The 12668-nt window shown below is 61.1% G+C and carries 11 protein-coding genes; 9 read left to right on the top strand and 2 right to left on the bottom strand.

Annotated elements, in window-relative coordinates; all coding sequences use genetic code 11:
• Positions 1-97 precede the first annotated feature (97 nt).
• From WBR25_RS18995 to tldD, 9 genes are all read left to right on the top strand, one after another.
• Entirely contained in the window at positions 98-1138 is a 1041-nt protein-coding gene (locus tag WBR25_RS18995) for a rod shape-determining protein (protein WP_005340051.1), read from the top strand.
• A gap of 42 nt (positions 1139-1180) precedes the next feature.
• A complete protein-coding gene (mreC, locus tag WBR25_RS18990; protein WP_323912351.1) occupies positions 1181-2071 on the top strand; it encodes a rod shape-determining protein MreC in 891 nt (296 codons plus the stop codon).
• The gene (gene mreD / locus WBR25_RS18985; RefSeq protein WP_005340054.1) at positions 2071-2556 is read left to right on the top strand and encodes a rod shape-determining protein MreD; all 486 of its coding nucleotides are present in this window, start codon (positions 2071-2073) and stop codon (positions 2554-2556) included. The genes mreC and mreD overlap by 1 nt, the downstream gene beginning before the upstream one ends.
• A 2-nt stretch (positions 2557-2558) precedes the next feature.
• Positions 2559-3146 (top strand): Maf family protein, encoded by a 588-nt coding sequence (locus tag WBR25_RS18980; RefSeq protein WP_005340055.1) that lies wholly within the window; start codon positions 2559-2561, stop codon positions 3144-3146.
• A 95-nt stretch (positions 3147-3241) separates the two neighbouring features.
• Positions 3242-4711, top strand: coding sequence for a ribonuclease G (gene rng, locus WBR25_RS18975; RefSeq protein ID WP_005340056.1), 1470 nt, complete (start codon positions 3242-3244; stop codon positions 4709-4711).
• A complete protein-coding gene (locus WBR25_RS18970; protein ID WP_479748940.1) occupies positions 4712-8605 on the top strand; it encodes a YhdP family protein in 3894 nt (1297 codons plus the stop codon). It abuts the gene before it with no gap.
• A 34-nt stretch (positions 8606-8639) separates the two neighbouring features.
• Positions 8640-8960, top strand: coding sequence for a Dabb family protein (locus WBR25_RS18965; RefSeq protein WP_479748938.1), 321 nt, complete (start codon positions 8640-8642; stop codon positions 8958-8960).
• 25 nt (positions 8961-8985) lie between these two features.
• Positions 8986-9792, top strand: a complete 807-nt coding sequence (locus WBR25_RS18960; protein WP_179902705.1) for a carbon-nitrogen hydrolase family protein — start codon at positions 8986-8988, stop codon at positions 9790-9792.
• Positions 9793-9925: 133 nt separating this feature from the next.
• Positions 9926-11374 carry a metalloprotease TldD gene (gene tldD / locus WBR25_RS18955; RefSeq protein ID WP_064338892.1) on the top strand — a complete coding sequence of 483 codons (1449 nt, stop codon included), beginning with the start codon at positions 9926-9928 and terminating at the stop codon, positions 11372-11374.
• 132 nt (positions 11375-11506) lie between these two features.
• On the opposite strand, the gene WBR25_RS18950 is transcribed toward tldD, so the two are convergent.
• Both WBR25_RS18950 and WBR25_RS18945 read right to left on the bottom strand, forming a co-directional pair.
• The gene (locus tag WBR25_RS18950) at positions 11507-11710 is read right to left on the bottom strand and encodes a hypothetical protein (RefSeq protein ID WP_005340062.1); all 204 of its coding nucleotides are present in this window, start codon (positions 11708-11710) and stop codon (positions 11507-11509) included.
• Between the two features lie 159 nt (positions 11711-11869).
• Positions 11870-12592, bottom strand: coding sequence for a MarC family NAAT transporter (locus WBR25_RS18945; protein WP_236381783.1), 723 nt, complete (start codon positions 12590-12592; stop codon positions 11870-11872).
• Positions 12593-12668: the final 76 nt, after the last annotated feature.

Here is a 12668-nt window from a genome sequence, read left to right as displayed (position 1 = left end):
TTGATTGGCGACAGTTTGAGCGCTTGCCCATTGGGGTGGGCATTGGTAAAGTTAGCCGGTTTTCTGCACCTCCAAATTCTTAGGATTTCCCGTAGCCATGTTCAAAAAGCTCAGAGGCGTTTTTTCCAACGATCTGTCGATCGATTTGGGAACTGCCAACACCCTGATCTATGTAAAAGATCAAGGGATCGTCCTTAACGAACCCTCAGTTGTCGCCATTCGCCAAGAGCGCGGGAACGCCAAATCGGTCGCTGCTGTCGGTCATGCCGCCAAGCAGATGCTGGGCCGTACCCCGGGCAACATTTCCGCAATCCGCCCGATGAAAGACGGCGTGATCGCCGATTTCTACGTGACCGAGAAGATGCTGCAGCACTTCATCAAGCAGGTTCACGACAACAACTATTTCCGCCCCAGCCCGCGCGTGCTGGTGTGTGTACCGTGCGGTTCCACCCAGGTTGAGCGTCGCGCCATCAAGGAGTCCGCACTGGGCGCCGGTGCCCGTGAGGTCTACCTGATCGATGAGCCTATGGCTGCTGCCATCGGTGCCGGCCTGCCGGTGTCCGAAGCGACCGGTTCCATGGTGGTTGATATCGGTGGTGGTACCACTGAAGTGGCCATCATCTCCCTGAACGGTGTGGTCTACTCCCAGTCTGTCCGTATCGGTGGCGACAAGTTTGACGAAGCGATCATCAGCTACGTCCGTCGCAACTACGGCAGCCTGATCGGTGAAGCTACTGCCGAGCGCATCAAGCACGAGATCGGCTCCGCCTATCCGGGCGAAGAGGTGCGCGAGATTGAAGTCCGTGGTCGCAACCTGGCTGAAGGTGTACCGCGCAGCTTCACTCTCAACTCCAACGAAATCCTGGAAGCGCTGCAAGAGCCGCTGTCCGGTATCGTGGCTGCCGTCATGGTGGCGCTGGAGCAATCTCCGCCGGAACTGGCTTCCGACATCTCCGAGCGCGGCATGGTGCTGACCGGTGGTGGCGCACTGCTGAAAGATATCGACCGTCTGCTGATGGAAGAGACCGGCATTCCTGTCGTCGTGGCCGAAGATCCCCTCACCTGTGTGGCCCGTGGCGGCGGCAAGGCGCTGGAGCTGATCGATATGCACGGTGGCGATCTGTTCCACTACGAATAAGACCCAAAGCCGGCCAGCGTGCCGGCTCTTTTTTGACGACCCATGAAACCCATTTTTGGTAGAGGCCCTTCGCTTCAGTTACGGTTGTTTCTCGCCGTCATCATCTCCATCGCTGCCATCGTCGCGGATTCCCGCTTCGGTGTGTTTACCCATGTCCGCGTCTACCTCAGTTCGTTAGTCAGTCCCCTGCAATACATGGCCAATGCGCCGGGTACCCTGCTCGACACCATGTCGACCCAGGTGCAAACCCGCGCCGATCTCATCGAGCAGACCAAACAGCAGGAGCAGCAGCTGTTTACCCTGCGTGCCCGTCTGCTCAAAATGGATCAGCTGGAACACGAGAACCAGCGGCTGCGTGAGCTGCTGGGTTCGCCGGTGCACAAGGAGTCCCGCAAGATGGTGGCCGAGCTGCTGTCGGTGGATTCCGACCCCTTCAGCCATCAGGTGCTGATCAACAAGGGGGCGCTGGATGGCGTCTACAACGGTCAGGCGGTGATCAACGATCAGGGGGTGATTGGTCAGGTGCTCCACGTGGGCTCCACCACCAGTCGCGTGCTGCTGATCACCGACTCCAGCCACGGCATTCCGGTGCGGGTGTTGCGCAACGATTTGCGCGCCATTGCTTCCGGCAGTGGCGAGCTAGACAAGCTTGAACTGCGCAACCTGCCGCGCAACACCGATATTCAGGTGGGTGACCTGCTGGTCACCTCGGGTCTGGGTGGCCGCTTCCCGGAAGGTTATCCGGTGGCGACTGTGACCCGCTCCGAGTATGTGGAGGGCAAGCCCTTCGCCCAGGTCGAGGCCAAGCCGCTGGTGGAGCTGGACAGACTGCGCTATCTGCTGCTGCTGTGGACCGACAAGAAGCCTGAAGTACATCATGAGGATGGCGAACGGGCGGCTCCCGCTGCGTCCGCCGCAGGAGCCACCCGCTAATGCTAGAACCCGCCAGCGGCAGGATCTGGATCTGGATCTCGATCCTGCTGGCCTTGAGCCTGTCGATCCTGCCGCTTCCTTTCGAATTTGACCCCTTCCGCCCGGACTGGCTAGCCATGGTGCTCATCTACTGGGCACTGGCCTTGCCGCACCGGACCAACGTTGGCACCGCCTGGGTGGCGGGCCTGCTGCTGGATGTGCTGCTTGGCAGCACCCTCGGCGTGCGGGCGATGGCGATGGCCATCACCACCTATCTGGCGGCCTTCCAGTTCCAGAAGATCCGCAACTTCTCCCTCTGGCAGCAGGCACTGATCATCGGTGGCCTCTCGCTGGTGGGTAAAATGACGGTATTCTGGGCCGAGCATCTGTTCAGCCAGGCCAGTCTCAACTTCTCCTACTTTTGGTCGACGTTGACGACGATGCTAATATGGCCCTGGGTGTTTCTGGTGCTGCGCAAGGTGCGGCGCCGCTTCAATATCAGGTAAATATGAACAAAAACAACGAACCACAACTCTATCTCGCCTCGGCTTCTCCCCGTCGCCGTGAACTGCTGACCCAGATTGGCTACCGCTTCGAGGTGCTGAAACTGGATGTGCCCGAGCAGCGGGAAGAGGGTGAAAAGGCGCAGGATTATGTCTGCCGTCTCGCCCGTGACAAGGCGATGGCGGGCGTGGCGTGTGCGCCGACGGCGTTGCCGGTGCTGGGTGCCGACACCATAGTGGTGCTGGGCGACCGGGTACTGGAGAAACCGTCCGATCTGCTGGATGCCAAAGATATGCTGGAGTCCCTCTCCGGCAAGGTGCATCAGGTGATGACGGCGGTGGCGCTGGCCAGCAAGGATCGTTGTGACGTGCGTCTGGTCACCACCAACGTGGCGTTTCGCAAGCTGGACGAGGCCGAGATCGAGGCCTACTGGCAGACCGGTGAGCCCTGTGACAAGGCCGGGGCTTATGGCATTCAGGGTATTGCCGGCAAGTTTGTCAGTCGCATCGAAGGGAGCTATAGCGCCGTGGTCGGCCTGCCCCTGCTGGAGACAGACCTGCTGATCAAGCATCATCTGGAACAGCTCAAATAATTTCCCGTCAGCTGTGCTCTGCTGCGTTTCTCCCTTGCGCGCGTTGTACCGGATTGGCTCTATAGAATTCAAAACTGGAACAGGCAAGGTTACTTATGTCGGTAGAACTGCTGGTTAACGTTACCCCCTCCGAAACCCGGGTCGCTCTGGTCGAAAACGGTCTGCTGCAGGAAGTGCATGTAGAGCGTCAGGCCAAGCGCGGCATAGTGGGCAATATCTACAAAGGCAAGATCAGCCGGGTACTCCCGGGTATGCAGGCAGCCTTCGTCGATATTGGCATGGACAAGGCAGCCTTTTTGCACGCCTCTGATATCGTCCCTCACACCGAGTGTGTGGCGGTGAAGGAGAAGGAGCAGTTCCAGGTCGGTAACATCGCCGAGCTGGTGCGTCAGGGGCAGGACATCATGGTGCAGGTGGTGAAAGATCCACTGGGTACCAAGGGTGCCCGTCTCACAACCGATATCACCCTGCCATCCCGCTATCTGGTCTTTATGCCGGGCAGTGCCCACGTCGGTGTCTCCCAACGTATCGAGTCCGAAGCAGAGCGGGAGCGCCTCAAGCGTACCGTAGCTGGCTATGTGGACGAGCTGGGTGGCTACATCATCCGCACCGCTGCCGAAGGGGTGGGGGAGCAGGAGCTGGAGCAGGATGCTGCCTTCCTGAAACGGCTGTGGCGCAAGATCCTCGAACGCAAGCAGAAGTATCCACCCTGCAAGATCCTCTACGAGGATCCCAGTCTGGCATTCCGGGTAGTGCGCGACTTCGTCGGTGCCGAGCTCGACAAGATCCGCGTTGACTCCCGCCAGAGCTTCGATCAGCTCAAGCGCTTCACCGAAGAGTACGTGCCTGAGCTGGCCAGCAAGCTGGAGTACTACCCAGGCGAGTCGCCGATCTTCGATCTCTACGACGTGGAGAACGAGATCCAGCGGGCGCTGGAGCGCAAGGTAGAGCTGAAATCCGGCGGCTACCTCATCATCGACCAGACCGAAGCCATGACCACGGTGGATATCAACACCGGCGCCTTTGTCGGCCATCGCAATCTGGAAGAGACCATCTTCAACACCAACGTCGAGGCGACGGCGGCCATCGCCCGCCATCTGCGCCTGCGCAATCTCGGCGGCATCATCATCATCGACTTCATCGACATGCAGTCGGAAGATCACCGCCGTCGGGTGCTGCACAGCCTGGAGCAGGCGCTCTCAAAGGATCGCGCCAAGACCAACGTCAATGGCTTCTCCCAGCTCGGCCTGGTGGAGATGACCCGCAAGCGTACCCGCGAGAGTCTGGAGCATGTGCTCTGCTCCGAATGCCCCGAGTGCAAGGGGCGTGGGCGGGTCAAGACGGTGGAGTCGGTCTGCTTCGAGATCCTGCGGGAGATTATCCGGGTCAATCGCGCCTACGATGCGGATCAGTTCACCGTCTACGCGGCCCCAGCCGTGGCCGACTACCTCCATGGCGAGGAGTCCCACAGTCTGGCGGAGCTGGAAGTGTTCATCGGCAAGCAGGTGCGGGTAGTGAGCGAACCCCTCTGTGGTCAGGAGCAGTTCGACGTGGTGATGATGTAATTGGTCTATCGCTGGCTGAGTCGGGGCTGGTTGGCCCTGGGGGTCCTGTTCGTACTGATGGCCATGCTGGTCACCTTGGTACGGGTCGGGGGCCCTTTGCTGAATCAATACCGGGAGAGTCTGATCCACACTCTGCTGGGTGATTCACAACTCAAGGTCAGCGTGGAGCAAGTGGGGCTGGACTGGACACAGTCCGGGCCCGCCCTCGAACTGCAGCAACTCGCCATCGCCCCGGATTCGGGGCGTTTTGCCGTACAGCTCGGCAAAGCCTGGGTGCATCTCGACTTCTGGCGCACCATTAACGAGCTAAAGCCGGTGTTTGGCGAGCTGATCCTGAGCGATGGCGATATCACCATCGACTTGGGCCAACCGGCTGATGACAGCCCCTCCGGCGATCCCCAGCAGGGCGCCCTGCTGCGCTTTCTGCTGACCCAGCTATCTACCTTCGATGTGCACAACACCCGCCTCAGCGTCACCACCTCCCTCGGTGATCTGCGCGCCCTCGACATCGCCCAACTGCGCTGGCAGAACAGTGGCAAGCGCCATCAGGGGGTAGGCAAGGCTTACCTCATCAACGGGGTGGGCGAGAGCACCCTCGATCTTATTCTGGATGTGGACGCCCCGACGGCCCGGCTCGATCGCCTCAAGGGGCAACTCTATCTGGGGGCCCGCCAGCTCGATATCACACCGACCCTGGCCAAAATCCATGCGGGCGAACCCAAGGTTGCCGGTCAGCTCGACTTCCAGCTCTGGAGCGAGTTTGACAGCGGCAAGCTGGGCAATACCCTGCTGGCGTTTGGCAACAACTACCTGATCTGGAAGGATCCCAAGAAAGGGGATATGCACCGTTTCGGCCTCGATGGCGGCAAGATCCAGCTGCGCCGTGAGGGCACCGACTGGCAACTGGCCAGCCATAACGTCACCTTCAAGCTGGATGGCAAACCCTGGTTGCAGAGCCGCTTGCAACTGGAACGGATCGGGGATCGGGTGCAGGGCTATCTGCCCAGCATAGAGTTCGACAAGATCACCCAGATCAGTCAGCTGGTCTCGGCGCTCTACCCCACACTCTGCGAGACCCTGCGCCAGACCAATCCGCAGGGTTCGGTGCAGGATCTGACGCTGCTGGCCAATGCCGACTGGCAGGAGCTCTCCCTCAGTGGCCGCTTCAGCAAGGTGCGTCTCAAGGCCTGGCAGGATATACCCGGGATGCAGGATCTCAACGGCGAGTTCTGGCTTACCCCGACCGGCGGTAGCGCCAGATTGGCGCTGGCGAACGACAAGGTGGATCCCGCCCGTCACTTCAAGATGCCGATCCCGGTCGACAACTTCTCGGCCCGCCTCGACTGGTGGCGTGAGGAACAGGGCTGGGTGCTCTACGGGCAGGATATCGCGCTGGATAACCCGGATCTGACCCTGTGCAGCCGTTTCCGCCTCGATCTGTTCGAGCACCCTTTCCTCGCCCTGACCGGTCGCATCGATGTGAAGAATGCGGGCCATGCGGATCGCTACTTCCCGCTGCAGGCGATGGACAAGGGGCTGGTGGATTACCTGAGCGGCGCCATCAAGGGGGGCAAGGCCAAGGGGGCCGACCTGCTCTGGTATGGGGAGTTTCGGGATTTCCCCTACGACAACGGCAAGGGCATCTTCCAGGTGGCGGTGCCGCTGGAGCAGGCCACCTACGAGTTCTTCCCCGGTTGGCAACCGCTCACCGACCTGCAGATCGATCTCTTGTTCCAGAATGCCGGTCTCGATATGCGCAGCCGATCCACCAAACTCGGCAAGGCGAGCTCCGACTCGGTGCATGCCTGGATCCCGGATCTCTCCCCTGGCGCCCACCTCTATGTGGATGCCAAGGTGCAGGGGGAAGGCAAGGCCATCAGCGACTACCTGCAGGACTCCCCGCTGGGCAGTTCGGTAGGTCAGGCGCTGCGGGAGATCGAGATCCGCGGCCCGATGGCCGGTTCGGTCAAGCTCGATATTCCTCTCGATGGCGAGAGTGAGGTGAAGGCGAGCGGCGATGCCACCTTCAGCAACAACAAGGTGCGGGTCGCCAGTCTGGATCTGCCGCTGGAGAAGGTGCAGGGACGCCTTGAATATGACAACGAACAGACCCGCTTCAGCAACCTCAAGGCGAGCCTGTGGAACCAGCCGCTGACCCTCGACTATCAGGGGCGCCAGCATCCGGATCACTATCAGGTCGACCTCGATTTCAAGGGGCAGTGGGATAGTCGCCGCCAACCCGCCGCCATCTCTTCATTCGGCATTCTCAACGGCCGCAGCAACTGGGGCGGCAAGCTCGGGTTGACCCTGCCCGACAGCAAGCCGTTCAGTTTCCAGCTGGCGCTCGACTCCAACCTGCAGGGGATGGCGCTGGATCTGCCGCTGCCGCTGGCCAAGAGCAGCGCCAGCCGGCTGCCGCTCAAGGTGATCGCCCGTGGCCGGGATGGCAGCGCCGACATTCGTGCCGTACTGGGGGCTGATGTGGATATGCAGACCCGACTGGTCTACGGCGAAGGGGTACCTTATCTCAGCCGGGTGCGGGTCGATGTGGGTCAGCCGGGCGCCCGGGTGCTGCGCGATGCCCCCATGCTGCTCGCCATCAACCAGCAGGAGGCCGATGTCGGTGGCTGGCTGGCCAGACTCAAGCAGTGGTTGCCAGCGCACAACCAGACTGGCAATGCGGTGGTTGGCCCCGCCTTCCTGCCGCAGGAGTGGTGGGTGGATGGACAGCTGGCTCGCGCCTATATCGGCAGTGCCACCCTCAAGGCGGCGCGTTTCACCGTGGGGCCGACCAATCAGGCGACCGAGGTGATGATCGACAGTCCCGATGTGATGGGGGTGATCCGCCTGCCTGCAGTAGCCAATCGTCCGGTGGATGCCAAGTTTGCCCGTATCTACTGGTCCGGCAAGAGTTCGGATCTCAGCCCGGATCCCGATGCGCAGCAGGACAACGCCATCATGGCATCCATCCCCTGGTTGAAGGTGAGCTGTGTCGATTGCCGCTTTGGCGAGCTGCCTCTTGGTGAAGTGAAAGGGGAGCTGGTGCCCGGCGCCAACAAGGTGACCCTCAAGGGGCTGGATGTGCGGCTGGCTGGGAGTCAGCTCACCGGCAGCGTCGACTGGCTGGCCAATGGCAACCGGATGGAGACCCGCGCCCGTGGCAAGCTGACCAGCAACAACAGCGAGCTGCTGCTCAAGCGGCTCGGCTACACCTCGCCCATCGGCGATGCCCCCGGCTCCCTCGCTTTTGATCTGAACTGGCAGGATGTGCCCTATCGTCCGAACCTACCGACTCTGGGGGGAAGTGCCAACTATCAGCTGGAGGGCGGCACCCTGCGGGAGGTCAATGACAAGGGGGCGCGACTGCTCTCCCTGCTCAGCCTCGATTCCCTGCTGCGCAAACTGCGGCTCGATTTTCGCGATGTGTTCGACAAGGGCTTCTACTTCGAATCCATGTCCGCCTCTGCCACCATCAAGCAGGGGCAGGTAAGCAACGATGATTTCTATATGAAGGGGGCGGCAGGCAACCTGCGCGGTGAGGGGATCGCCGATCTGGTGCGCTGGCGGCTCGACTACGAGCTGAGCTTCTCTCCCAATCTGGGGGGCACCCTGCCGGTGGTGGCGGCCTTCTCCATCACGCCGGTCACGGGTCTCTATGTTCTGGCCCTCTCCAAACTGCTGGAGCCGGTGGTGGATGTGGTGACCCGTATCGATTTTCGCATCTCGGGCCCGCTCGACGCACCCAAGCTGATCGAGGCGGGACGAGATCGCGCGCGCATCAAGCTCAACCAGCAGCAGAAAGAGACGGTTGACGCCGTTGCCCCCAGCCTGCCGACCCAAGAGGTGACCCCTTTCCTGCTGAGCCCCAAACACGCAGGGCCCGCTCAGCGCTGAACGAGCGGCCCGGCACCATCACAAGGAGTGAGCCATGATCCGACATATCCTGCTGATCGCCTTCAAGCCGGGCACCCAGCCTGCCCGGATAGACGCGGTGCGTAACGCTTTTCTCGCCATTCCCCATCAGGTCAGCGGCGTGACCGCCGTGGAGTGGGGGGAGAATGACAGCCCGGAGGGGAGGGATGGTGGCTTTACCCACAGCGTACTGATGACCTTCGCCGACGAAGCGGCTCGCCAGCGCTATCTGCCCCATCCTGATCACGATGCCCTCAAGGCTATCTTCCGTCCTGTGCTGGAGCGAATCATTGTACTGGATTACACCCTGCAGGCGGGGGATGCTGTCACCGTCTGATGGCCCAAGCGACAAGGAGAACGTCATGTGGTTAGCCGCAATACAGCTGGTATCTGGCCGTCACTGGCAGGATAACCGGGAGCAGATCGCCACCGAGTTGGCCATGCTGCCCAAGGATCGGCCGCTGCTGGTGCTGCTGCCGGAAAACTTTGCCCTGTTTGGCGAACGGCAGGGCTATCTGGATGGCGCGGAGGCCATAGGTGAGGGCCCGATCCAGCAGCAGCTGGCCAAATGGGCCCGCGATTACGGCATCTGGCTGGTGGCCGGGGCTATGCCGACCACCATCTCAGGTTCCGACCATATCCATACCAGCTCGCTGGTGTTTGACCCAAGCGGTGAGCTCAGGGGCCACTACCACAAGATCCACCTGTTCGACGTGGATGTGGCGGATAATCACGGTCGCTACCGTGAGTCCGAGACCTTCAGCCCGGGGGAGGCGCCTGTGTTGGTGGACTCTCCCTTTGGTCCCCTCGGCCTCTCGATCTGTTATGATTTGCGCTTTCCCGAGCTCTACCGCCAGTTGGCCCGTGCCGGTGCCCGCGTGCTGCTGGTACCCGCCGCCTTTACCGCCGTGACCGGCGAGGCGCACTGGGAGCCGCTGCTGCGGGCTCGCGCTATCGAAAACCAGTGCTACGTAGTCGCTGCCAATCAGGGCGGCACTCACGAGACAGGGCGCCAGACCTGGGGCCACAGCATGGTGATCGACCCCTGGGGTCGGGTGCTGGCGAGCAAAGAGTCTGGGCGCGGCACTGTGCTGGCGCAGATGGAGCCCGGGCTTATCGACAAATTGAAACGCACTATGCCAGTGCTGCAACACGCCCGTTTGCTCTGATGGTGTGGTGAAAAATTGAAACGCAGCCGTTTGTCCGTGCTGGAGCATGCCCGTTTGTTGTGATGGTGTGGCTTGTTGCCAACCCGTCGGCAAGACGATTTAAAACAGCTCGTTACGAGAGTGGAGAAGAAGATTGAGTCTATTGAGCCAGGTTAGTGCCTCCCTGTTGGCCCCGAACGATCTCGACGAAGGGCGCCTGCAGCAGCTGCTCGGCAGCCTGATGAGCCATCAGGTGGAGTTCGGTGACCTCTATTTCCAGCGCAGCTGGCACGAGTCCTGGATGCTGGAAGATGGCATCGTCAAGGATGGCAGCTACAACATCGATCAGGGGGTCGGGGTGCGCGCCGTCAGCGGCGAGAAGACCGGCTTCGCCTACTCGGACGAGCTGAGCCTGCTGGCGCTGCAACAGTCGGTGACTGCCGCTCGCGGCATCGCCGCCGCAGGTGCTCACGGCAAGGTGAAGGCGTGGGCCCGCACCGAAGCGAACCTGCTCTATCCGGCCATGGATCCGCTGCAGACCCTCGACAAGCATCAGAAGATCGCTCTGCTGGAGCAGATGGACAAGTTCGCCAGAAGTCTGGACCCCGCCATCAATCAGGTGATGGCCTCCATCAGCGGCGTCTACGAAGAGGTGCTGGTGGCCGCCACCGACGGCACCCTGGCCGCCGATGTGCGTCCGCTGGTGCGTCTGTCGGTGACCGTGATCGCCGAGAAGGGCGAGCGCCGCGAGCGTGGCAGTGCCGGTGGCGGCGGCCGCTTTGGTTACGACTGGTTCCTCGAACTGGACGGGCTGGAGAGCCGCGCCTTTGGCTATGTGCGTGAAGCGGTGCGTCAGGCGCTGGTCAATCTGGAAGCCATCGACGCGCCAGCAGGCACCATGCCGGTGGTGCTGGGCTCCGGCTGGCCCGGCGTGCTGCTGCACGAGGCGGTGGGCCACGGTCTGGAGGGGGATTTCAACCGCAAGGGATCTTCCGCATTTGCTGGCCGCATCGGCGAGCAGGTGGCCTCCAAGCACTGTACCATCGTCGATGATGGCACCCTGCCGGGTCGCCGTGGTTCCGTCTCCATCGATGATGAGGGGACGCCGGGTGGTTATAACGTGCTGATCGAGAACGGCATCCTCAAGGGTTACCTGCAGGACAAGCAGAATGCCCGTCTGATGGGTGTGCCGCTCACCGGCAACGGTCGCCGCGAATCCTACGCTGCCATGCCGATGCCGCGCATGACCAACACCTACATGCTGGCGGGTCAGTACGATCCGGCCGAGATCATCGCCTCGGTGAAGAAGGGCATTTATGCCCCCAACTTCGGCGGCGGTCAGGTGGACATCACCTCCGGCAAGTTTGTCTTCTCCGCCTCCGAGGCCTATCTCATCGAGGATGGCAAGATCACAGCTCCCATCAAGGGCGCGACCCTGATCGGCAACGGCCCCGAAGCGATGAGCCAGGTCTCCATGGTGGGCAGCGATCTTGCGCTGGATCGCGGTGTTGGCATCTGCGGCAAGGAGGGGCAGAGCGTACCGGTCGGTGTCGGCCAGCCCACCCTTAAACTGGATCAGCTCACCGTGGGTGGCACGTCGTAGGTTCGGGTTAGCCGCGTAGCGGCGTAACCCGATGCATTCAAACCCCGGCTCTTGCCGGGGTTTTGCTATTCAGGGAATCACAGGCAACAAAAAGCCCCGGTCGTTGGACCGGGGCTGGCGGGTTATTCGGTATCAGTTGACGGATATGGCGCGGGCGTCGATGAAATAGCGAGCGTTACCCTGTTTGTCGATCTGGATTTTGGCAACCAGTTGCTCCTGATCTTTATATTCCCAGCGTTGCTCGATCTTGGCGAGGGATGGGCTCGCAATCCCAACCACGTTCAGGTACTCGTGAAACAGGCTATGGCTCCCTATTTCGGTCAGCATCTTGTCCATCTGCATACTCTCCTGAAGTTGAGTGGGTATTCATCAACAAACCTATCAGCGTCCATCTGAATAAAGTCTGTATGAAAAACAAACTAACTCATTTGTGTGTCAATAACATGATCAGGAACAAGATCAGTGCAGATCGTCAGGGACTTTTTGATACCGTTTTCAATCAGAGCCGGTGGGCTTCTGCGGCAACTGATCAAACGTGCCGGAAGCCTGCGGTAGTGTCGGCGCGGTTTGCACGGTCTGGCCGCCGTGGAAGACCGGATCCTGTGCCACTTCCTTGATGCCGTTGATGCAAAACTGCATACCCATGCAGACCAGCAGGAAGCCCATGATGCGGGTCATGGCATCGATGCCGGTGGCGCCCAGGATCTTGCAGACCGGATCCGCCAGCTTCAACACTCCCCAGCTGATCAGGCTCATCAGGGCAAACGCCGTTACTACACCGGCGTAGATGGTGAGGCGGTTGTACTCGTCAGGCAGTTCGGCAATCTGGGCGGCACCGCTTATTACCAGCGCCATGGTGCCCGGCCCGCACATGCTGGGCATGGTGAGCGGTACGAAGGCAATGCTCTGGTTTATATCGACCCCGCTCTGCTGGCTGGGGGCGGGGAACAGCATGCGAAAGCCGATAAAGCCGATGATGAGGCCACCGGCCAGGCGCAAGCCCGGAATGGAGATCCCGAACAGATCCAGGATCGAGGATCCGATAAAGAAGGTGATGCAGAGGGTGCAGAACAGATAGATGGCGGCCAGATTGACCTGACGGCGCACGTGTTCGCGCGACATCCCCTTGCTCAGCCCCAGCAGCAGGGTGGCCGTGGTGGGCGGGTTGACCATGGGCAGCAGTGCCAGCAAGGTGAGTAATACGACCTGAAAGAACATCTTGAGCCTCGGATAAAGAGTTGGACGTCATGGGGCGATGCGGGTGGCAGGCCCCAGAGGGAGGCTATCTTATGCT

It is taken from the genome of Aeromonas sp. MTB (assembly GCF_056632455.1).
Note: the sequence above shows the minus strand (reverse complement) of the source record. Positions and strands in the feature narration are given on the sequence as shown.

What these genes read in the sequence shown, in the direction of transcription:
- WBR25_RS18995 (WP_005340051.1), top strand. Translation starts at nt 98, where the DNA reads ATGTTCAAAAAGCTCAGAGGCGTTTTTTCCAACGATCTGTCGATCGAT.
- mreC (WP_323912351.1), top strand. Translation starts at nt 1,181, where the DNA reads ATGAAACCCATTTTTGGTAGAGGCCCTTCGCTTCAGTTACGGTTGTTT.
- mreD (WP_005340054.1), top strand. Translation starts at nt 2,071, where the DNA reads ATGCTAGAACCCGCCAGCGGCAGGATCTGGATCTGGATCTCGATCCTG.
- WBR25_RS18980 (WP_005340055.1), top strand. Translation starts at nt 2,559, where the DNA reads ATGAACAAAAACAACGAACCACAACTCTATCTCGCCTCGGCTTCTCCC.
- rng (WP_005340056.1), top strand. Translation starts at nt 3,242, where the DNA reads ATGTCGGTAGAACTGCTGGTTAACGTTACCCCCTCCGAAACCCGGGTC.
- WBR25_RS18965 (WP_479748938.1), top strand. Translation starts at nt 8,640, where the DNA reads ATGATCCGACATATCCTGCTGATCGCCTTCAAGCCGGGCACCCAGCCT.
- WBR25_RS18960 (WP_179902705.1), top strand. Translation starts at nt 8,986, where the DNA reads ATGTGGTTAGCCGCAATACAGCTGGTATCTGGCCGTCACTGGCAGGAT.
- WBR25_RS18950 (WP_005340062.1), bottom strand. Translation starts at nt 11,710, where the DNA reads ATGGACAAGATGCTGACCGAAATAGGGAGCCATAGCCTGTTTCACGAG.
- WBR25_RS18945 (WP_236381783.1), bottom strand. Translation starts at nt 12,592, where the DNA reads ATGTTCTTTCAGGTCGTATTACTCACCTTGCTGGCACTGCTGCCCATG.